The sequence below is a fragment of the Pseudomonas sp. Sample_24 genome, assembly GCF_004307605.1.
In the GTDB taxonomy this organism is placed as follows: domain Bacteria; phylum Pseudomonadota; class Gammaproteobacteria; order Pseudomonadales; family Pseudomonadaceae; genus Aquipseudomonas.
The window spans coordinates 51,598-73,093 of the sequence record NZ_RCNW01000421.1 but is presented as its reverse complement, the minus strand read 5'-3'; the positions used below and the strand labels follow the sequence as shown (position 1 = coordinate 73,093).

Annotated in this window: 19 protein-coding genes; 12 read left to right on the top strand and 7 right to left on the bottom strand. The window is 59.8% G+C overall.

Features of this window, described 5'->3' with window-relative positions:
* Positions 1-12 precede the first annotated feature (12 nt).
* From D8V06_RS24580 to D8V06_RS24555, 6 genes are all read left to right on the top strand, one after another.
* Entirely contained in the window at positions 13-702 is a 690-nt protein-coding gene (locus tag D8V06_RS24580; protein ID WP_056856851.1) for a hypothetical protein, read from the top strand.
* Between the two features lie 4 nt (positions 703-706).
* Positions 707-1,912, top strand: coding sequence for a GNAT family N-acetyltransferase (locus tag D8V06_RS24575; protein ID WP_056856852.1), 1,206 nt, complete (start codon positions 707-709; stop codon positions 1,910-1,912).
* Complete coding sequence (locus tag D8V06_RS24570; protein ID WP_056856922.1) at positions 1,884-2,699, top strand: ChbG/HpnK family deacetylase; 816 nt, start codon at positions 1,884-1,886, stop codon at positions 2,697-2,699. Before D8V06_RS24575 ends, D8V06_RS24570 begins: the two co-directional genes overlap by 29 nt.
* Complete coding sequence (locus tag D8V06_RS24565; protein ID WP_130931990.1) at positions 2,696-3,388, top strand: N-acetyltransferase; 693 nt, start codon at positions 2,696-2,698, stop codon at positions 3,386-3,388. Before D8V06_RS24570 ends, D8V06_RS24565 begins: the two co-directional genes overlap by 4 nt.
* Positions 3,389-3,518: 130 nt before the next feature.
* The gene (locus D8V06_RS24560; RefSeq protein WP_056856854.1) at positions 3,519-3,812 is read left to right on the top strand and encodes a type II toxin-antitoxin system RelE/ParE family toxin; all 294 of its coding nucleotides are present in this window, start codon (positions 3,519-3,521) and stop codon (positions 3,810-3,812) included.
* A gap of 2 nt (positions 3,813-3,814) precedes the next feature.
* Positions 3,815-4,129: an addiction module antidote protein gene (locus D8V06_RS24555; RefSeq protein ID WP_056856855.1), complete on the top strand. Its 315-nt coding sequence runs from the start codon at positions 3,815-3,817 to the stop codon at positions 4,127-4,129.
* Between the two features lie 244 nt (positions 4,130-4,373).
* Here the strand turns inward: D8V06_RS24555 and D8V06_RS24550 are convergent, their stop codons facing one another.
* Entirely contained in the window at positions 4,374-5,180 is an 807-nt protein-coding gene (locus D8V06_RS24550; RefSeq protein ID WP_130931989.1) for a class I SAM-dependent methyltransferase, read from the bottom strand.
* Between the two features lie 178 nt (positions 5,181-5,358).
* Here D8V06_RS24550 and D8V06_RS24545 point away from each other — a divergent pair, with 178 nt between their 5' ends.
* Positions 5,359-5,742 carry a hypothetical protein gene (locus D8V06_RS24545; protein WP_056856857.1) on the top strand — a complete coding sequence of 128 codons (384 nt, stop codon included), beginning with the start codon at positions 5,359-5,361 and terminating at the stop codon, positions 5,740-5,742.
* Between the two features lie 15 nt (positions 5,743-5,757).
* Here D8V06_RS24545 and D8V06_RS24540 read toward each other — a convergent pair whose 3' ends face one another.
* From D8V06_RS24540 to D8V06_RS24520, 5 genes are all read right to left on the bottom strand, one after another.
* Complete coding sequence (locus D8V06_RS24540) at positions 5,758-7,188, bottom strand: sigma-54 dependent transcriptional regulator (protein WP_056856858.1); 1,431 nt, start codon at positions 7,186-7,188, stop codon at positions 5,758-5,760.
* Positions 7,157-8,653, bottom strand: coding sequence for an ATP-binding protein (locus D8V06_RS24535; protein ID WP_130906498.1), 1,497 nt, complete (start codon positions 8,651-8,653; stop codon positions 7,157-7,159). The genes D8V06_RS24540 and D8V06_RS24535 overlap by 32 nt, the downstream gene beginning before the upstream one ends.
* A 100-nt stretch (positions 8,654-8,753) precedes the next feature.
* Positions 8,754-9,869 (bottom strand): SCO family protein, encoded by a 1,116-nt coding sequence (locus tag D8V06_RS24530; protein WP_130931988.1) that lies wholly within the window; start codon positions 9,867-9,869, stop codon positions 8,754-8,756.
* On the bottom strand, positions 9,866-12,673 hold the full coding sequence (locus D8V06_RS24525; protein WP_130931987.1) for a multicopper oxidase domain-containing protein: 2,808 nt from the start codon (positions 12,671-12,673) through the stop codon (positions 9,866-9,868). The genes D8V06_RS24530 and D8V06_RS24525 overlap by 4 nt, the downstream gene beginning before the upstream one ends.
* A 185-nt stretch (positions 12,674-12,858) precedes the next feature.
* Positions 12,859-14,307, bottom strand: coding sequence for an ATP-binding protein (locus D8V06_RS24520; RefSeq protein ID WP_130906501.1), 1,449 nt, complete (start codon positions 14,305-14,307; stop codon positions 12,859-12,861).
* A gap of 277 nt (positions 14,308-14,584) precedes the next feature.
* Here D8V06_RS24520 and D8V06_RS24515 point away from each other — a divergent pair, with 277 nt between their 5' ends.
* The 4 genes from D8V06_RS24515 to D8V06_RS24500 are packed head-to-tail and all read left to right on the top strand — an operon-like array spanning position 14,585 to position 20,214.
* Positions 14,585-15,931 (top strand): hypothetical protein, encoded by a 1,347-nt coding sequence (locus tag D8V06_RS24515; protein WP_130931986.1) that lies wholly within the window; start codon positions 14,585-14,587, stop codon positions 15,929-15,931.
* 35 nt (positions 15,932-15,966) lie between these two features.
* The gene (locus tag D8V06_RS24510) at positions 15,967-18,216 is read left to right on the top strand and encodes an Ig-like domain-containing protein (protein ID WP_130905108.1); all 2,250 of its coding nucleotides are present in this window, start codon (positions 15,967-15,969) and stop codon (positions 18,214-18,216) included.
* A 60-nt stretch (positions 18,217-18,276) separates the two neighbouring features.
* On the top strand, positions 18,277-18,738 hold the full coding sequence (locus D8V06_RS24505) for a curlin (RefSeq protein WP_056856864.1): 462 nt from the start codon (positions 18,277-18,279) through the stop codon (positions 18,736-18,738).
* 27 nt (positions 18,739-18,765) lie between these two features.
* A complete protein-coding gene (locus D8V06_RS24500; RefSeq protein ID WP_130931985.1) occupies positions 18,766-20,214 on the top strand; it encodes a curlin in 1,449 nt (482 codons plus the stop codon).
* Between the two features lie 69 nt (positions 20,215-20,283).
* Here D8V06_RS24500 and D8V06_RS24495 read toward each other — a convergent pair whose 3' ends face one another.
* Positions 20,284-20,643: a DUF6124 family protein gene (locus D8V06_RS24495; protein WP_130905109.1), complete on the bottom strand. Its 360-nt coding sequence runs from the start codon at positions 20,641-20,643 to the stop codon at positions 20,284-20,286.
* A 335-nt stretch (positions 20,644-20,978) separates the two neighbouring features.
* On the opposite strand from D8V06_RS24495, the gene D8V06_RS24490 reads away from it, so the two are divergent.
* On the top strand, positions 20,979-21,215 hold the full coding sequence (locus tag D8V06_RS24490) for a hypothetical protein (protein WP_130931984.1): 237 nt from the start codon (positions 20,979-20,981) through the stop codon (positions 21,213-21,215).
* Positions 21,216-21,496: the final 281 nt, after the last annotated feature.

The window sequence follows — 21,496 nt, the reverse complement described above, 5'->3', positions numbered from 1 at the left end:
GGAGCCAATAACATGAGTGCATTGCAGAAGCTCAGCCAACACATCAGACAAAAAGGCCTGCGTGCCACTGTTAAAAAAGTGTGGAGACTGTTTGTGTTTTCCCATCAGGAACTGCTGTGGATGGAACGCGACCTGGTCAGCCCCATTCCACCTTACAAACTCAAATCCTATCCGCCGCTGCAAGTGGTCAGCATTACCCCGGAAAACGCCGTGGCTTTCACCCGCTATTTCGGCGACCGCGTGGAAACCATGGCCGAGCTGGCCCGCGAAGGTCACACCGGGCAGATGCATCTGGATGAAAAGGGTGACGCCGTGGCGTTTATCTGGGGTGCCGTACGCAACTACCACGACCGCCATTACTACGGATGCTGGTTTCCGGTCAAAGAGGGCGAGTTCTTCGAATTTGGTGGTGAACTGAGCCGGGGCTACTGGGGTACGTCGCTGTCGATGGACCTGCAAACCGAGCTGTGGAAAGCCATGCATGCCCAAGGCTGCGACAAGGTGGTGGACGTGTGCGAGTGGAGCAACGTCCCGGCCCTGAAGCTGCACATTCGCACCGGCTACCAGGAACAGGGGCGCATCATGAACATTTATAAACTGTTTGGTCGCTGGCGTTTTTACCGTGAAACCCGCTACACCGGCTCGCGCCTGGATGCCTTGCGCAAACCGGAACGTTCACCTTCCCCTGCTTCGGTGGCCTGAGCCTATGACCGTGCGATTTGAATGGCGTACTTCGCTGTGCGCCGCAGACTTTCCCGCTGCGGCCTATGAAGCGCTGCGCCTGCGAGTGATGGACCACACACCTTTCAACGCACTGGCCTGGATGGCTGCGTCGCAACAGGCCCTGACCGCTGGCGAACGGCTGCATGTTTTGCTCGGCTGGCAGGCCGATGAACTGGTGCTGTGTCTACCCTTGGTCGCATCCGTCGAACGGTTCGGCGGCTTGCCGTTTCGGGTATTGCATCACTTGGGCTTTCCCCTGGCCGATCGCCTTGCGCTGTTGGCGACCGTGGATGCCGAAGGCCTGCGCAAGGCGTTGACCGAGATTCGTCGGTGCTTGCCCCATGCCCTGCTGCAACTCAATGAACTGGCCGGCGAAGACCATGCACTGAGGTCATGGTTCGCGCGCAGCTCGACCGCCGAGCGCCGCCTCGGTTGTCGGGTGCCAGTGCATTTGATCACCGATGCCGATCGCCAGGAAGTTTCCGGCGACCCGCGCTACAAACTGCGCCGGGCACGCAAGCGTATTGCCGCCTGTGGCGCACAGGTCCGCCGTATTACCCCCGATGCAACGACCATGGGGCCGCTGCTCAAGGCCATCGCCGAGGTGGAAGCGGTGAGCTGGAAAGGTGATGAAGGCGTGGGCATTTTTGCCGATGAACGTCGCCGCCAATGGATGGAAAAAGCCTTCACCGCCCTCGCCGCCCAAGGTCTGGTGCGCGTGGTGACACTGGAACTGGACGGGCGTTGCATCAGCTATCGCCTCGGTTTGCTGGAACAGGGTCGGTTGTACGACTACAACCTCGCGTTCCTGCCGCAATATGCCGATCTGGGCAGCGGTCGGGTGCTGCTCGAAGAATGGATCCGCTGGGGCCTGGACGATAACTGGTACTGGATCGATGCGTCGCGGGTCAGCCTGGAAAATTCCAGTCATCAACTGCATGAACGCATGACCGGGCACATGGAACACTGGCGCTGGAGCTTTTACTCCTGGCGCCCGAGCGGGTTGGTGCTGGGCCTGGGGTTGCGTGTCTGGCAGCAAGTCAAACCCTTGATGCAGCAGTGGCGGGCGAAACGAAGGACCGCGGCCAGCAGCCCTGCCCCGGTCACCGCACCGGTGGTCAAGGCGCCGGCTTGCACCGAAAAACTCATGGAGGGCGAACATGCCACAGCAAGTCATAGTCAACGCTGACGACTTCGGCCTCAGCGCCTGCGAAAACGCAGTGATCCTGGGCGCATTCCAGGCCGGGGTCATCAGTTCCGCGACCGCCATGGCCAACATGCCGGCCTTCGAAGCGGCGTGTGTCCTGGCCCAGCATCCGTTGCTGGCAGGGCGCATCGGCCTGCACTTCAACCTGACCTACGGCCGCCCATTGAGCCGACGCATTCTCTCGCGCAGGACCTTCTGTGACAGTGCCGGCGTGTTTGACCTCAACCTGTCGCGCACGCGCCTGTGGCTAGGGCGTCAGGATCGCCTGGCGGTCGAGGAAGAGCTCGAGGCCCAATGGCAACGTTGCCTGGATAACGACGTGCGCCCCAGTCACCTGGACTCCCATCAACACGTGCACAACATCTGGCCCATCGGCGAGATCGTGGCGCGTTTCGCGGCCCGGCAAGGCGTGCCCGTGCGGCTGGCGCGCAACCTGGGGCAAAACCTCAGCCTGCCCAAACGCCTGTTCAAACAATTGCTCAACCACCGCTTGAACAGCCTGGCCGGTGCAACCGCCGACTACGTCTGCACCCCGGTGGATCTGCGCAACGCTGCGCCACCCAGCGAAGGCTTGCTGGAAATTGTCGCCCACCCCAATCAGCTCGGCGCCGATTTCGGCGATGCCTATCTGGATCAGGGGGAGTCATTGAGCGTCCTGCTCGAACAACGCCTGCCCGGGGTACCCAGGGTGGCTTACAGCGAAGCTTGCAACTGTCCGTCAATACCTTCATCCAACACACGGCCAACCTGGCCAAGGAGGGCTTCATGAGCCTGATCCAGCAACTGCGCGAACGAATCAAACAAAAAGGCTTGAGCCGCACGTTCAGCACTCTGTGGAAACGCTATGTGTTTTTCCACTGGGAGTTGTTGTGGATGGAGCGCGACCTGGTCAGCCCCGTACCGCCGCACAAGTTGCGTCCTTACTCCGGGGTGCGCCAGGTCATCATCACCCCGGAAAACGCCACGGCGTTTGCCAAGCATTTCGGTGACCGCGTGCAAACCATGGCCGAACTCGCCGCCGAAGGTCACACCGGGCACATGTACGTGGACGAAGACGGTCATGCCATAGGCTTTATCTGGGGCAGCACGCGTGATTACCACGACCGCCACTATTACGGTTGCTGGTTTCCGGTCAAACCCGGTGAGTTCTTCGAGTTTGGCGGGGAAATGATCCGCGCCTATTTCGGCAGCAGCCTGTCTGTGGACGTCCAGATCGCGCTGTGGCAAGCGATGGCGGCGCAAGGCTGCAACAAGGTGGTGGATGTGTGCGAAACCCACAACATCCCCGCGCTGAAACTGCACATCCGCATGGGCTATCAGGAGCAGGGGCGAGTCACCCACGTCTACGGCCTCTTTGGCCGCTGGCGCTTCTTCCGCGAAACCCGCTACAGCGGCTCGCGCCTCGACCCGTTGCGCAAACCGGGCCGGCCAGTGGTGACGGCAGCGGCTCAGGCTTGACCGAATGACCCGATGGGGCCGCTACGGCTCCATCGGCGGTTAGGCCCGCCCACACGAATTACCGAAAAAACTCAGGCAAGCGCGGAAATGTCTGACTGCTCATCCGTATCCATTTGGATACATTCGAGCGATGAATTATCTTGTCCAGCAAACCGGCATTTTCGCCGCATGGCATACCTCCGTTCGCGATATGCGGGCAAAGGTTGCAATAGCCCGTCGCATTGATCGAGCCGCCGCGGGCAACCTTGGCGATATCAAGGCAGTGGGTAATGGCATCTCCGAAATGCGCGTGGACGTTGGTGCCGGGTACCGCATTTACTTCACGATGAGAAACGGTGTCGTCATCATCCTGTTGGCTGGGGGTGACAAATCAACTCAAACCGCTGATATAAGACACGCAAAAAAATTGGCAAAGGAGGTTTAACCATGAGCCAGACTTTGACTGACTTCGATATGACCACACTGCTCGACAGCGATGAAGCCATCAGTGAGTACCTCTCCCAAGTGCTGGCTGAAGGTGACAACGAGGAGTTTCTTCGAGCAATTGGCTACGTGGTAAAAGCCCGCGGCATGACACAAATAGCCAAAGACGCCGGGATGGGGCGCGAAAGCCTGTACAAGGCTTTCGCGCCAGGGGCGAAACCACGTTTCGATACGGTGTTAAAAGTCATTCATGCGCTGGGCATTGAGCTTTGCGCGCAACCGGGGCATGTCGCCGTGACCACGGCGGCTCAGGCTTGACCTGAAGCCTTGCGCCAACGGCGTCGCTTCATTCGCGAGCATGCGGCCACCTCAAAACCTGTAGGAGCACGGCTTGCCGGCGATGACGGCGGCACCTTCAACATGATCGGTGACTGACATTCCGCCATCGCCAGCAAGCTGTGCTCCTACAGGGGCTTTGCGTCCAGCACAAAAACTGCGGCCACCTCAAAATCCGTAGGAGCGCGGCTTGCCGGCGATGGCGTCAGTCCAGGTGCCCCGCCCTTCAGCGTTTCACCGCAACCATCGTAAAACACATCGGCAACTGCGCTTCCTGTTGCTGATAGAGGTCATAAAGCTCTTCGCGGTTGGAATGCGGGTATTCCTTGAAGTGGTTGATCTGCAGTCCGGCAGCAATGGCACCATTGAGGATGTCGCCCAGGGTGTGAACGAACCAGTAGGACGGGGATGCCGGTTGCTCGACTTTGCCTTCATAGACGATCGGCTCGTTTTGCACGAAAGGCTCCCGGCGAAAATACGAGGAACTCAAGGCAAAGGGATCGGCTGAGTCGGGATCGAACATTTCCAGAAACGGATGGGTTTCGTAGATTATCAAGGCCCCGCCCGGCTTGAGGGTTTGCGCCGCATGTTGGAAGAATTCGGCTATGTCCGGCATCCAGTTCAAGACGCCGATGGTGATCAGGGCTACGTCGAAGCGCCCCTTCAGTTGCAGCGGCAAATGATGAATGTCGGCTTTGATGAACTCAGGCTCGTGGGGCGAGCGTGATGCCAGTTCTCGCGCCTGGCCGAGAAACGCTGCGGACTGATCGACCCCCGTCACATGCCTCGCCCCCAAGGCGAACAGGGAAAGGCTTTCGCGGCCGTTGTTGCAGCCCAGTTGCACCACTTCCTTGCCATCAATACCGACTTCCGTCAGCACACCGGTCAGGGTCTCATCAAGGCAGGTAAAGTCCGCGTGCGCCACGGCGATCCAATGTTGCTGCCATTCGGCAGATTCCTTGTGATGGCGAGCGGAGTCATTCCAGGCATCGCGGTTGCTGGCGATGGCTTGTTCTTTTGTCGGCATTTCCATTGCACACTCCAGAATCGGGTCAATGATTGACGGCCCGAGTCTAGATCATCTCGGTTTAAAGCCTCTTCGTGGCTTTGTTGCGATCTTGTAAACAGGCAACGCCGACGCCCGCCCACGGGAGCGCTATAGTTAATGACCTCGGGGGAAATGCGGATTAACCGATTTCGCAGGTGCTGCCATGAACAAGACCGGACACACGCTGTTGCTTGCCCTTTGCCTGACTGCCACCGGCGTCGCGCTGGCGGACGACAGCCTGATGCAAACTGACCAATCGAACACTGAATTCCACTATTACGGGGCTGACCAGCCTTTCGCCCACCCCGCCCCACCTTCTCTGAGCACCGTGCCGCCGGGCGCGTACATCCCGACTTCACCCCAGACCTTCATTCCGGTGTCCAGCGAGCACGTGTTTTCCGACTCGCAGTTGCCGACGGTAGCGGACGCCACCGTGCGCGTGTTCATCCGCACCTACGATGCGGCTCGCGGTGTCTACGTCAATCATGAAGTGATCGACCCGACCTGCATGCTGGCTTGCCTGAGCGCTCCGGGTCCGTCCTTGTAACCCGGCGGCTTCTGCCTACCACTGCCGTTTGTCCGGACGCGCGAGGCCAAGCTTTTCGATCCGGTAGCGCAACATGTCGCGGCTCAGGCCCAGCAGTCGCGCGGACTTGGTGACGTTCCAGTCGGTCTTGTCGAGCATCTTGCGCACCATGTCACGCTCGACCTCCGGCAGGTTCATCGATTCGGTGCCGTTGTAGGTCGGGCGTGGTTCGCTGGGCGGCAGTTCATGCTGAAACATCGCCGGCTCGTCCACCAGGCTCATGCAGACGTTCAATTGATGCGCGGCGATGGTGTCGCTTTGCGCCAGCAACACGGTTTGTTCCAGCATGTTGCGCAACTCACGCACATTGCCCGGCCAGGTGTAATTGAGCAGCAGCTCTTCGGCCTGGTCGCTGAAATGCAGGTTCGGCTTGCCGTAGCGCTTGCCATGGGCGGCCAGAAAGTGTCGGGCCAGCAACAGGATATCTTCGCCACGGGCGTACAGGCGCGGCACCTTGATCGAAATGATGCGCAGGCGGAAAAACAGGTCGCGGCGGAATTTGCCCTGTTGAACCATTTGTTCGAGGTTGCAGTTGGTAGCGCTGATCACCCGCAGATCGACCTTGCGTTCCTTCACCGAACCGACCCGGCGGATGGTCCGGTCTTCGAGCAGCTTCAACAGCTTGGCCTGCAGGATCAGGTCCATCTCGCCGATTTCATCGAGAAACAATGTCCCGCCATCGGCCGCTTCCACCAGCCCCAGCCGGCGATCCTTGGCATCGGTAAAGGCGCCTTTCTCGTGCCCGAACAGCTCGGACTCCACCAGGTTGGAGGGGATCGACGCGCAGTTGAATTCAATGAACGGGCCTTTGTTGCGTGGGCCGTCGAAATGCAGTGCCCGGGCGACCAACTCTTTGCCGGTACCGGTTTCGCCTTCCACCAGCACCGGAGGCAGGTCGCTGTTGGCCATGCGTCGCTCGGCGTCGAGCAACTGGGCGATGGTGCCCTTGAGGTAGACCATGGGCGCGGACTCACCGATCAGCGCCTGAACCCCGGATTTCTGCGCCTCGCGCTCCTGATAGAACGACAGCGTGCGTTCCATCCGGTCGGTGGCCAGGGCCTTGTCCAGCAACAGCTTGAGTTCGGGCAAAGCCACCGGTTTGGTAACGTAGTGGAAAGCCCCCTCTTTCATCGCCACCACGGCGTCTTCGACATTGCCGTAGCCTGTCATCATGATCACTTTCATATCCGGCGCGCTGATGCGCAGCTTCTGGATCAAGCCGTGACCGCTCATGCCTGGCAACGAATTGTCGGTGAGCACCACATCCGGTGCGAACGTCTTCAATTGCTCAAGTGCGTCTTCGGCCGAGTGGCAGACCGTTACCTCGAAGTCCTTGCGCTCCAGGTAGGTCTGAATATTCTCGGCAAGCAGCTCATCATCCTCGACCAGCAGTATGCTGTGTTCCATATTCCCCTCCCGTTGCCACTTTGAAATTGAGACAAACGCGGGTTCCTTCCTGCTCCTGGCTGGTCAGTTCGACCGAGCCTTGGAAACGCTCCATTATTCTTTTGACCAGGGCCAGGCCCACGCCCAGCCCCCCTTGTTTGGTGGTGAAGAATGGCTTGAAGACCATTTGCTGCTGTTGTTTGCTCATGCCCTTGCCGGTGTCATTGAGGATCATGCTCACCTGATCGGCCGACGGTTGCTCAATCTCAATGCTCAACACGCCGCCCTTGGGCATGGCTTCCAGGGCGTTGGCGAACAGGCTATTGAGAATCTGTGTAAGCAGCACCTGTTGGCTGAGGACCGGAGGGACTGTCGTCGGGACGAAACGCACCTCGACGTTCGAGCGTTTGATCTGCGGTTCGAACGCATTCAAGGTGTCATCGATGGCCAACACCAGGTCCACGTTTTCAAAGTCGTCGTTGACCGGTCGCAACGACACCAGCAATTCGCGCACCCAGCGCGACATGCGGTCGACCTGGTTGATGATGTCGCCGATATTCTTCTGCGCAGTCTGGCTGGCGATTTCCTGGGCCAGCTCGGCACTGGAACGAATATTCGCCAACGGATTGCGCAGACTGTGCGCCACTGCCGAAGACATTTCGCCGAGGGCGACAAAGGTTTCATTGGCCACCAATTGCTTTTGCTGACTCTGCAACAACATCGCTGCACGGCGTACGATCCAGAATAGACCCAGGTAGATGACCGCCCCGCCGAGTAACGTCGCCAGCCAGATCGCCTTGAACCCGCGCTGGATGCGTTCAACCAGGTCCACCGGTTCCTTGTAGATCTCCACCATGGCGATCACTTTGCTTTTGTCGGCATTGAACATCGGAATGTAATTTTCGATGAACAGGTATTGGGGTTCACGCAACAGACGCTGTTCGGGACGTTCCTCATCGATTTCGTGGTAGCTGGTGGACACTGCTTCTTTCATTTCGAAGGACTCGTCCAGTTCCTCGTCATCTTCGATGCGCACACCGATCAGCTCCGGGTTGGTTGACCAGACCACGGTGCGATCCAGCGCATACACCGTCGCCAGCAGTATGCCCGGCAGGTGTTCCACATGATCGAGAAACTCAATGCGCGCAGCGGCACGGGTTCCAGGATCGACATCGGGGTAGGCGTTTTCTTGCCGTGGGTCGAGCATCTCGCCCATGGTCCGGTTGGGAGAAATTGAAGCATGGCGAATTTCCGCATCGCCAATCGCCTGAATGAACTGCGCAGTCAGCATCGAATCGCGCTCGATACTCTCCTCAACCACGAAGCGCGTAGAGACGTAACCGAGCCCCAATGCCACGGCGGCAATAATGAGAAAGCTCGCCAGGGAAAACCAGCGCACCAGATTGAAGGGCGGACGCCAATCCTTACCCTCTGCCGCTGCCGGTACTGTCGGGACAGCTGCATTTTGTTCTTCCAGTGTCTGCATGGGACTGTCCTGGTCGCGGGTTAGAAGCCTTTTCAGCCGTGTTTCGAATCAGTGTAGGTGGCATTGATCGCAATGCCCGGGCAATGAATCTATTTCGCCACTATTGCACCTGCGCTTTGTCTGGAACCGCGATGGAATGTTGATGTTCGGGTGCTTCGTTACCAGCAGCCAACGCGCTGGACGGCGGATGCTGGCGATCGGTTTCTTCCTGCAAAAACGTGATGATCGACTGCGCGGCACGTTCGTCCATGCGCAGGTTGGGCATCGGGATTTGGTCGAAGCGCTCGAACAGCTCCATGGCAATCGGGTCCTTTTCCGCCAGCATGCGGTCCGGTTCGCGGATCCAGCGACTGAGCCAGGCAGGATCACGCTGACGGGTCACGCCGATCAGGTCCGGGCCGATGCTGCGCAAGCCGATGCCCTGACCGTCCATTGGCCCCAGGCTGTGGCAAGACGCGCAACGGGTGCGGAACAATTCCTCGCCGCTGCTCGGTGGGCGGATCTCGGGAGCGTTGGCGTAATTTTGCTCAACGCTCGGTTGCTTCCAGTTCTGCAGGGTATTGGCCAACTGATCGGCCAGAATCCACGGGTTTTCGAATGGCGACGCCTTCATCCAGCGCCCCGTGGACTGGTTGCCGACAATCAGGCTCAGGTTGTGGTCCTTGCTGCGCCCGTTGTCGACGCCTTCGATGAACAACCCGAGTTTCTGCCGCAGCTCGGTGACGTCGGCGAACTCACCGGTGAGAAACTGCCAGCCCGGACCGACCTGGAAGCGTTGCGCATAGGCCTTGAGCACTGCGGGCGTATCGCTCAAGGGATCAATGCTGATGGAGTAGAAAAAAACGTCTTTGCCGACCCGGTCGCCGAGCAACTTCTGCACTTGACGCAGCCTGGCGGTTTCCAGTGGGCAGGAGTCGCTGCACGAAGTGAAGATGAAATTGATCACCACCACTTTGCCCTTGATCAGGTCATCGAAAAACCGCACCTGCCGACCGTCCTGATTGGTCAGCAGGGTGTTGGGGAAATAGTCGCCACCCCACGGAGTGGCGCTATCGGCGACTGCGGTTTCTGTTGCCGGTGCGGGTGTCGGTGGCACCGGTTTGGCGACCAGCAACTGGCTGGCCAGCAAACAGGCCGACAACAGCAGCACAAGGTGCATGCCCAAGGCGCGCGAGCGTGGTGTATGGCGTCTCATGTCGACACCCTCCCGGTTCATGGCTGGACCGTCACTTTCGGACCGAAGCCGTCGCCGGAGCGGAAGGTCGGCAATGCCGCTGAATTCACGTAGTGCACGCCATCCCAGCTGGGCAACGGGGTCGGCATCAACTGGAATTGCCCGGGCTTTTCAATGTCCCAACGCAGCAGCATCGAGTTGTCTTCGTGCTGAGTGTTGTGGCAGTGCTCCATGTACGTCCCGGCGAACTCACGAAAGTTGATCGCCACCTCGACATTGTCCAGGCCATCCTTTTCCGAACCGATGCGATACACGTCCTTGCGTGCCCACTTCTCCCACTCCGGCGGCGCCTTGCCACCGCGGCTGAGGATGATCCCCTCTTCGAAGTGCACGTGCACCGGATGGCTCCAGCCAGTACCTCCTGCCTTGATGCTCCACACTTCCAGAGTGCCGAATCCGGCAACACCGGCATCGGTAGGACCGCTGGCCAATTGGGTGGAGGCGTTCAGGCGGCGGGGGTCCATGTGGAAGCCGAAACCACCATCGGTCTTGACCGTCCACGGTGCCTCATCGGTGCCGTCGGAACGACCGAAGATGAACGTGCGGTGACGAGCCTTGGCCAGCAGCGCCTTGTCGGTAGCGTTGTCGCGATGGATCTTCAGCGGGATCATCACCAAACCTTCAGCCTTGCCCGGCTTGGCTGGTTCATAAGCCGCCGGGTCCATGGCCAGGTCCTGACCGGTGTACGCCTTGACGTTGAGTTGCAGCACTTTGCCTATCACCGGGTCGCCCTTGTCCCACATTGGGCCTTTACTGGTTTGCTTGATCACCGCCTTGTAATTTTCCGACAGTGCATCCGCAAGCGACACCGGCTCTTTCGGGCCTTTGCCGTCGTCATGCACCAGCAGGTTGACGAAGAAAATCTTGTCCCCCGGCTTGATGCCGTTTTTCGCAAAGTTGACGATGATGTCGAAGCGCTCGGCAATGCCCTGGGTCGGCAGGATGGCGTTGTGGTTCTGTTTATCGCCGTCAGCGTCGAGATCCATGGTGCCGTCGAATGGCACGCTGTGCTCCATGATGTTGCCGTCATTGGCGATCATGTGAAATGGCACCCGGGCATAAGACACGCCCGAGCCTTTAGGTCCCTGGAACTCGCCGCTGGTACCTTTGATTTCACGCACCAGTGCCAGTTTGAAGTAACGCGATACCGAACCGTTGAGCATGCGGAACCGGTAGCTGCGAGCACGTACGTCCAGGGTCGGTTTCCACTGCCAGTTGACCAGCAACTGGTCGCCGATGAAACCGTCAGTGTTGAACGGGTTGAACCACAGTTGGCCGTTCTGATCCCAAGCCTTGTCGGCGAACACCAGGTTGACGTCGTAATCGCGGTTGCCCCATGACAAGGCACTGCCGCTGGGAAAACGCAGGTTGACCCCGTCGTTCACCGATTCGTTACCTCGGTCCAGGGCGCTGTAATAGTTCATCATCGCCGCATTGCCCTTGTAGACATTTTGCGCGGTGAAATCGAGCATGTGATCGTGGAACCAGTGAGTGCTCATGGTTTCACGCCAGTCGCCACGGATCTTGATCGTGCCGTTTTCGCAGGTTTTCCTGCTTGGATTGATATCGTTGGTCCACAGGGTCTCACCCGGCGCGCAAGGGAACGCGGCACGCGGGTCATGGGCATCGGTGTTGATGGTGTCGTAACCGGCCAACTGGATCGGCCAGCGATAGTCGTAGTACTGCCCGGGGAAGAAAAACGCGTTGGCATAGCCGTCGCTTTCCGCCGGAGCATGACCGTTGTGTTCGTGGGTACTGATTGTGTGCAGGCCAAAACCCATGTTGGCCGACGGATCGATGGGCAAACCGTTGTAGTGACGCATCAGCATCGGCTGGCCGTAACGCACCATCAACAATTTCGGCGGCAGGGTGCCATCGAAGGTCCAGACCGAGTTGTGGTTCTGTACCGGCATGCTCGGGTGAAAACGCGGATCGACGCCTTTGGCGGTGCCGTCCGTTGCCGGTACACCGGCAACGTTGTGATAAAGGCCACCGGGGCCGAATTCGCCCAAGGCATAGCCATGCCGTTGCAGGCCATCACGCAGGCCGCCGTTGAGCCGTGCGCCGGTCTGCACGGTTTTATAGGCCGCTTGCGGATAGAACTCGTTCCAGCGCTGATGTGACCAGCCTTTTCCCGGTGGACGACCTTCGGCGGAGGAACCGACATGACGATTGAGAAAGTACTCGATCTGCGCCTGCCACGGGTTGCGGTCAACGACGTTGGAATATTGGCTGGGAAATGGGGTCAGGCCCGGTTGGCGTAGAAACGCATCGAGCGCCGGGCCGGGCGGCGCACTGCGGGCTGCGCTGGTGGGGTCTTGGGCTGGCAACGGGCCGATGGCTGCTGGCGGAAACGGCAACGGTGCCGCCGGTGTGGTGGCGTCGAGTTTTTCCGGGCCGAATTCTTCGAACAACAAAAGTTGCTGGGTGAACGGCTGAGCGCCAAACAACGGACTGGGTTTGCCATTGGTGGGGTAATTGAAACTGGTCTGCACGCTCGGCGGCAGTACGTTTTCCATTCGTGTTGTATTGCGTGTGCCTTTGGTCCCGTCCGGCAGATCGAAGGAGTCTTCGTTGGCCTGCGGCATGGTCAAAATGGCATTCAACGCCCCAACCTTGTCTTCTGGTTCATCGTAGTAAGCCGAAGGATCCGTCGGCTCGGGCTGTCGCTCATCATCTATCGGGCTGGCGCGCAATACCCCTGTGCTTATCGTCATCGTCAGTGCGACGCTCAACGGCGTCAACAAACCAAACCACTTGAAGGGATACCGCGCTTTTGTGTCCATCACCAACCGCCTCGAATATGGGAAGGGGGTGATGGACGTTTTGCAAGGAGCTCGCCATTTTTGTAACCAATTTATACAAAAGTATTAACACCGCCAAAACAATGGCTTATCAACATCAATCTGCCATGTCCGGGGGAAAAATTGGGGAATGGCACCCGCTAACGGGGAAAGTTGCCCCCCCGTTTTCAGGGGATTAACTTGAACGAAAGACGCACGCGCGTGCCTTCGCCTTCACGGCTATCGAGCGCCACCGTACCGCCAAAGCGCTCCATGATTCGCTTGACCAACACCAGCCCGACCCCCAGCCCACCTTGCTTGGTGGTGAAAAAAGGTCGGAAAGCCAAGCGCCGTTGCTCTTCGTTCATACCTTTGCCGGTGTCGCCGATGGTCACGCACACACCTTGGGAAGCACTCGGTTCCAGGCTGATCGTCAGCGTACCGCCTTCGTCCATGGCCTCCAGCGCATTGGCCAGCAAACTGTTGAGAATCTGGGTCAGCTGCACGTGTTGACTCAAGACCATCGGCGTCTCTTTGGGGGTAAACACCACCGTGACCCGGCCCCTGGCGATCTGCTGCTCGAACGCGTTCAGGCTGTCGTGCAGCACCGCGACCAGGTTGACCGGTTCGGCTTCGTCGTTGAGCGGTCGCAAGGATTGCAGCAACTCCCGGACCCACTTCGACATGCGATCGACCTGGCCGATGATGTCGTTGATGTTCTTGTGCGCCGGACCGCTGTCGAACTCCAGCGCCAACTCGGCGCTTGAACGAATGGTCGCCAAAGGGTTGCGCAGACTGTGGGCCACTGCCGAGGACATTTCGCCCAAGGCCACGTAGGTTTCGTTGGTGATCAGTTGCTTTTGTTGCGTCGCCAGCAAAATCGCCGCCCGCCGCACGATCCAGTAAAGACCCAGGTAGATCAACCCACCGCCCAACGCCGTCGCCAGCCAGATCAAGACCAGGCCACGTTCCATGCGGCTGATCAGATCCTTGGGCTCCTTGTAGATCTCGACCATCGCAGTGACGTTTTTGCCTTCGGCGTCAAACAGCGGAATGTAGTTTTCGATGAAGATGTATTCCGGCGGTGTGACGAATTTCTGTTCCATGCGGCCATGGTCGACATCATGGTAACTGGCCGATACCGGTGTCTTCGAGGCGAAGGCCTGATCCAGATCCTCATCGACATGAATCGTGGTGCCCATCAGCGCCGGGTTGGTCGACCAGATAATCATCCGGTCAGGCGCATAGATGTTCGCCAGGATCACGTCCGGCAAATGCTCGATGTGGTCGAGGAACTCGCCCCGGGCATTGGCACGGGCCATCGGATCGACGTCAGGGAAATCCCGATCTTTGCGCGGGTCGAGCAACTCGCCCATGGTCCGCACGTTGGGGATTGAAACGTGGCGGACTTCGGCGGCGGCGATCGCCTGAATGAACTGAGATGTCAGCAACGCATCGCGCTGCACGCTTTCGGTAATCACGAACTTGGTGGACACCGAGCCCAACGCCACCGCCACTGTGCCGATCACCGCCATGCTGATGAGCGAAAACCAACGCAGCAGGTTGAACGGCTGTTTGCGCGAGCTCAAGCGCATGTCGGCCTGGTCGGTGGTCAGTGTCTTGGCAAGCGTGGTCATCAATATTGTTCCCGCAAAAGCCCCTATAGGTTTATAGCCCACTGCTGGCAGATTGCCCGGCTGCAACCTGTTCTCCCCCTGCTCCGTTGCCCCCATCTACCCCCAATCCTGGGGAAAGAGGCCCGTTCCCCTCCGCAGGCAAATGCAGCTTGTCGCCAGACGAACGCCTGTGCACCGGGCCTCTCATAGCCGTTTTTCGCGATTGGCATGGGAGTTGCCGAAGCCCTCCCAACTGACCCATATCCAAGGGGCAGGTACTCTGATAGAGGGATTACACATGCACCCTTTACTGTCCAAAACCGCGATCGCTCTGATCGTCAGTGCCATGGCCCAAGGCGTCGCCCAGGCTGCACTGTTTGCCGTAGACCCTGGCCCCTACACACCCGCCACCGGAGGTTTCGCCTCCTGGTACCAAGACAGTCACGGTCGAACCCTCGACCTTTGCCTGTCAAAGGCTGTCAGTTCCAGGGTTCCCAGTGCACCCGGTGCGCCGTCCTACATGTGTGTTTTGAATCCAACTCCCGGGGTTTTCGACGACACCCAACCCATCGTTTTCCCGAGCAACTTTCCCGATGAAACGTTCTGGTTCACCGGCGACGGCGCCATCGTCGATGCTGCCCGCGGCATCGACCTGACCTACGTCAGCGCCGTCGAAGCAGCCTTCGCCGCCGAAGAACCGAAGGAAGGTGATCAGGTCAGTTTCGGTCGTATCCGTATTCGGGTCGACGTGCCCACCGCGGGCGTCTACACCATCACCCACCCCTACGGCGTCGACATCTTCGACGTTCCCGCGGGCGGGACCCGCGCCATCAACATGACCCGGGACATCGGTATCGGTACACCGAAAACCTATGACGGCGCGCTCAAAAGTGACATTGGCCCGTTCCTGCGCAGCGTCAATGGCCCCTACACCGAGACCAACCCGGTCACCGGTGCTGCCGAGCAGTTCGTTGGCGATCCAAACCTCGCAGAAGCCTTTACCGGCAGTCCGTTCAACACCAACTACATTCGCATCGAGGGCCCGAACGGCCTGGACTTGCGGACAACGGTGATGGCCATTTCCGGCAAACTGTCGACGGTGACCCGCCCCACTCCGCTGATCGCCGAGCGCAGTACCTACTCTCGCAAGGCAGGTGAAAGCGCACCCGTGGCGCAACAAGACGTTTTCGTGTTGGCACCGCCGCCACCGGCCACCGTGAAGCTGGACAGCAACAGCCCGGTACTGAACCTCACCGAGGCTGACACCACCGGCCACTGGTACGCCCAGTCCGCCACCAACCCGACGTTGCCGAGCAACCTGGTGGTGACGGCTGACAACCACCTGGCCATTCCCACCAGCACCCCAACCTCCATCTCCATGCCGCTGACCGACCTGGTGGTGATCTCACGGGCCGAGTACAGCCTGAACAGCGGACAGATCACTGTCGTGGCCTCGACCAGCGATGAAACCTCGCCTCCGGTCCTCACCGTCACTACCGGTACCGGGGTCGCCATCGGCGCCCTCAGTGGCGATGGCGCAGAGAAATCCCTGTCGACCGGCATCTCGCCGATTCCACCGGCCAAGGTTCACGTGGCGTCATCCAATGGCGGCAGCGACACCGAAGAAGTGGTCATCGTGCAATGAACGCTCTCATGCCCAGACCCGCATCAGGAGGCATCATGAACAAGTGGCCACGCTTTGCGCTCAACGCGCTCGGGCTGACTCTTTCGCTGACCGGCAGTGCGTTCGCGCAACTCGCTGCGGTCGATCCCGGTCCCTACACCTTTGCCACGGGGAAATTCCCCATGTGGTATCAGGACAACAATTCACTGTCGCTGGAACTGTGCCAGTCGCGGGCCACCAGCTCGCGCTCGCCGGGCGTTCCTGGCGCACCTTCCTACATGTGCATCCTGAATCCGGAACCCGGGGTTTATGACGATACCTTGCCGATGGTATTCCCCGACAACTGGCCACCGGAAACCTTCTGGTTCCTCGCCGAAACCACCATCCCCGATGTCGGCGGCTATGGCGTCGACGCCTACGTGGCCGGGATCGAAGCGGCATTCGCCGCGGAAAACCCTGTCGACGGTGACCAGGCAAGCTTCGCCCGCATTCGCCTGCGGATAAACGTACCGGTGGCAGGCACCTACACCATCACCCACCCGTACGGCGTGGAAACGGTCAACGTCACCACACCCGGCCGTCGTGCCATCAACATCACCCGCGACATCGGCATCGGCGCACCAGGCAATTTCAGTGGTGCTCTGAACGGTGAGGTCGGCCCGTTCCTGCGCAGCGTCAACGGTCCCTATACCGAAGTGAACCCGGACACGGGCGCCATCGAGACGTTCGTCGGTGACCCGAACCTTACCGAAGCGGTCACCGGCAGCCCCAACAACACCAACTTCCTGCGCGTCCAGGGCCCGCCCGGGACCATTCAGACCACGCTTTTTACCGTGTCCGGCAAAGTCCTCGACAGCCGTGCGCAGACCCTTGCGGAAATCGGACGCGCGACTTACCGCCGCACTTCTACAGGACCGGGCACCAGCAGTACCCGGGTCGAGGTGTTCGGCAAATCGGCGAACAATTCGAGCCTGTGCTTCCGCGAAACCGTTGCCCTGGTTCCCGGACCACCACCATCGCCGTGCCTCACCAGCATGCTTGGCGACAATACCGGCCAGTTCTTTGGCCACCGCCTGACCGGCAGCACCGTACCGCCAGTGGTCGTGCTCACCGCGACCGACCCGACCGGCACCACCCGGCCGACAGCGGTCTCGAGCAAAGTCACTGACGTGGTGAAAGTACAAACCGCTCGCTATAACTGGAGCGACCACAGCCTGCTGATCGAAGCCATCTCGTCGGACGAAGTGGTGGTACCGGACATGGTTGCCCAGGGCTACGGACGGTTGACCAAGTCAGGCACCCTGCAACGCCTGACCGTCGCCGACCTGCCTCAGCCTCCGGCCAGCGTGACCATCAAATCGGCCTCAGGTGGCAGCGATGTCGAGCCGGTCGTCGTGGTCGGCACCGCGCCGGACACCGGTGAAAACCAGGCACCGCTTTCTGTCGCCGACAGTGGCAGCACCAGTTTCGGCGTGCCGATCACCCTCAGCCTGCTGACCAACGACAGCGACCCGGATGGCAACACACCGCTGAGCATCACCGCGTTGACCCAACCGGCTGCCGGCCAGGGCAGCGTGGTGTTGAACGGTTCCACCGCGGTGGTCTACACCCCGCCAGCCGTGGTCAATGCACCGTTGACCACAACGTTCACCTACAAGGCTCAAGATGCCAAGGGCCTGGCCTCGACCGCTGCGGCGACCGTGACCATCACCGTGGCGCCGAACCAGCCTCCGGTGGCCGTCGCCGACAGCATCGCGACCCTGGGTGTGTCGATTCCGATCAACGTGCTGGCCAACGACACCGATCCGGAAGGCAACGTGCCGCTCGCAATCGCCAGTTTCACCCAACCACCGGCGGATCGCGGCTCGGTGACCAGCAACGGTACCGTCCTGACCTATAACCCACCGGCGACGGTCACCACGGCGTTCACTACGACCTTCAGCTACATCGCCCGGGACAGCTTCGGTGCCCAGTCGACGTCACCGGCAACGGTCACGGTGCAGGTCTCGCCACGTCCTGCCGCGGAAACTTTCGCGGTCACGGCAGCCACGGTGACAGCCCGTTCCAACAATCGCTTCAACTGGGACTTCACGGGGACTTCGTCGGTGACCACTGGCAACACCATCACCATCCAGGTGACCACGCCGACCGGGCTGGTAACCCTGGGTAGCACCACGGTGCCGCTGACCGGACGCTGGCGCCTGACCGTCAGCAACTCGACCACGGTGATTCCGTCGGCGAGCCCGACAGCCACCATCACCTCGTCCCAAGGCACCGTGCGAACCGTCAACGTCACTGTGCAGTAAGCGCTCGCCCCACCGGCCGCTGCGGCGGGTGGGGCAAGCCCTCAACCAAAGGACTGCATCATGAAAACGCCGACCGCCGCCCTGCTCTGCCTGCTTCTGCTCTGCAGCAGCGCGGGTGTGCGCGCCGACGATTTGCTGGAAAACGACGACCTGGCACCCGCTGCCGATCTCGGCGAGCTGCCGCCCCCGGTGGGCCAGCAAGCGTTGATCGACCAGAACGGCCAGGCCAACGTCGCATTGCTGCAACAGCACGGCCAGTCGCTGCTCGGCCAGATCGTGCAGTCAGGCAGCAATCAGGAAGCATTCATCCTGCAACAAGGCAGCGACCTGATGGCATTGATCAACCAGCAAGGTTCCGGCAACGCCGCATCGATTACCCAGACCGGCAGCCACAACCGTGCGCAGATTTCCCAGAACGGCAACAACAACGACGCCAACATCGTCCAGGCCGGCACGGGTCAGCAAAGCGCTGTGACCCAGGCAGGCAATGGCATGAGCGTATCGGTCACTCAATTTCGCTAAAGCACTGCACCACTTGGAGGTTTCAAAATGTTCAAACTGACGCCCCTCACAGCCGCCATACTGGTCATTGTCAGTGCCCAGGCAATGGCCGATGACAGCCTGTCGATACAAGACCAGGCCGGTACCGCCAACATCGCCGATGTGAAACAGAGCAATGCTCCGTTCAGTACCGTCACCCAGCAGCAAGTTGGCCAGGGCAACGATGCGGCCGCCGTGCAAGACACGGCCACCAGCACCATTACCCAAACCCAGGTCGGCGACTACAACGCCGGGTACGCAGAACAACTGTTCGAGAACAACAGCACCATCACACAAACCCAGACCGGCAGCTTCAACATCAGCCATGCCAGCCAGTCGATCGGGGTCGGCAATGGCGAAGCACTGCAACAGCAGGAAGGCTCCGGCAACTTCTCCTTCATCTATCAGGACAGTCAGGAAAACACCTCCGGGCAAACCTACCAGTACGGCGACGGCAACGAAGCCAACATCGAGCAGATCCAGTTAGGCATGGCCAACAACGCGGTCATCATCCAGTACGGCACCACCAACTACGCGACCGCCGAACAGATCGGCCACATGAACGGCCAGATCAACATCAATCAGGCCGGCAGCTCCAACTATGCCTATGGCGATCAGCGCTATGGTGAAGGTGGCAATCTGACCATCAACCAGTACGGCGACGGCAACGGCTCCGAAGTCTGGCAAGACACTCAGGTCAACGCCCAGGCCACCATCAACCAATATGGCGGCGCCAACGAAACCATCGTCGATCAGAGCTTTGGCGAAAACAACGTCGCCACCGTGCTACAGGTCGGCGACCTCAACGCCATCTACGCCGATCAGTTCGAGTCACTCGGTTCCACTGTCGCGCTCTATCAACAGGGCACCGGCAACGTGCACTTCACCTACCAGAGCGGCGACAGCCATGTGCTCAATGCCACGTCGGTGGGCAGCGACAACAAGGTCTATGCCAGCAACTGGAAAGGCCCGCAATCGGGCGGCCAGTTCGGCAGCAACCAGCGCGCCACCGTCAACCAGGCCGGCAGCGGCAACGTCGCCAACTTCACCCAGGACGGCGTCGGCCACGTCATGACCACCAACCAGACCGGGACCGGCAACAAAACCACGGTCAGCCAGGCCGACTCCTACAACGAGTTGTACTTCGATCAAAACGGCAGCGACAACATCCTGATCTCCGACCAGCGCGGCACCACCAACCTGGCTCAGGGCAGCACCAACGGCACCGGCAACAGCACCGAGTTCAACCAGGAAGGCACCGGCAACCAGGCATACACCGCCCAGCTGTATGGCGACGACAACATGATCACCATCAAACAGGCCGACACCCTGAACGTGGCTTACGTCACCCAGGGCGGCACCGGCAACATCGCCAGTGTCGATCAGAGCGGCATGACGCAAACGGCCACCGTGCAACAGTTTGGCTCGGCCAACCAGGCAACTGTGTTGCAGCAATAATCGCGCGGCGTGAAAAACCGCGGCTCTCGGGGGAGAGTCGCGGTTTTTTTTGGTGGCGTACTTATAAGGTCAAACCTGCGGATCGAGGTTATCCAGTGCCCGATTTACCGCCAGTTCTCCCAGCATGATGATCTGCGCGATCCCCAGCAGGGCATTGCGCTGCGGGCCTTCGACGAACCCGGCGAGGTCACTGGCCATGACACTGGCCGAGGCCAGGGATTCACAGGCATGGGCCAACAGCGTTTCGGTGTTGATATCCGGGACGATGGTGAACATGGTGCTGGGTTGATGAGTTGGGGACGGGGCTTTCGGTGGGTTGAGGTGGTAGTCCAACGCCCGGTCGGCCGCTTCATGGAGTTTTTTGGAGTTGGGGGAGTCGTAGGGCGAAACGGTGTCGGTTTCAGGGGGATTGGGGGTGGGTTTGAACATGGTAAAACTCCTTGATCAATGGAGCCGCCACACATCGCTGCTAAACGAAAAGGTGGCGGCTGTACGCGGGTTAGCAGACCAGGGATCAAGGAACCCGGCGCACCGAAGTGCCCCACGCACAGCCACCATGACGCAGACTTGCCTGCACTCCGAGTGCGCAGACAGATCAAAGGGTGACACTGGCGAGCCTTGAAATTTACCGAGCTGCTAAACCCGATCGCTGGAAAAGTAGCGACACGAGAACGATAGAGACAAGGGCCAAGGCGCACAAGCCGGCGGATTCTGGCGTAGTTGTAGGTAACGACGCAAGGCAACGTAGCTTTCAGGAAGCAATCTTGAACGCTTTTAAACATGCCGTAGGGATTGGTTGGCTGTCAGGCCGCTATCGCTGGCAGGCCAAGCTCCCACAGGTTTTGTGGTCTATGCCGATTCAGCAGACGAAAACATCCATTGTAGGAGTGAGCCTGCTCGCGATGGTCGTTAACGATGACGCGGGCTATCTGAATGTCCGTATCGCCCAATCGTTTTTCGCGAGCAGGCTCGCTCCTGCAGGGATCGGGTACATCTGTTAGGGATTGGTTGGCTGGCAAGCCAAGCTCCCACAGGTTTTGTGGTCTATGGGATTTCAGCAAACGAAACCAACCTGTGTAGGAGTGAGCCTGCTCGCGATGGTCGTTAACGATGACGCGGGCTATCTGAGTGTCCGTGTCGCCCATCGTTTTTCGCGAGCAGGCTCGCTCCTGCAGGGATCGGGCACATCTGTTAGGGATTGATTGGCTGTCAGGCCGCTATCGCTGGCAAGCCAGCTCCCACAGGTTTGGTGTAGGGATGGCTGTAAAAGCGCAACCATGAG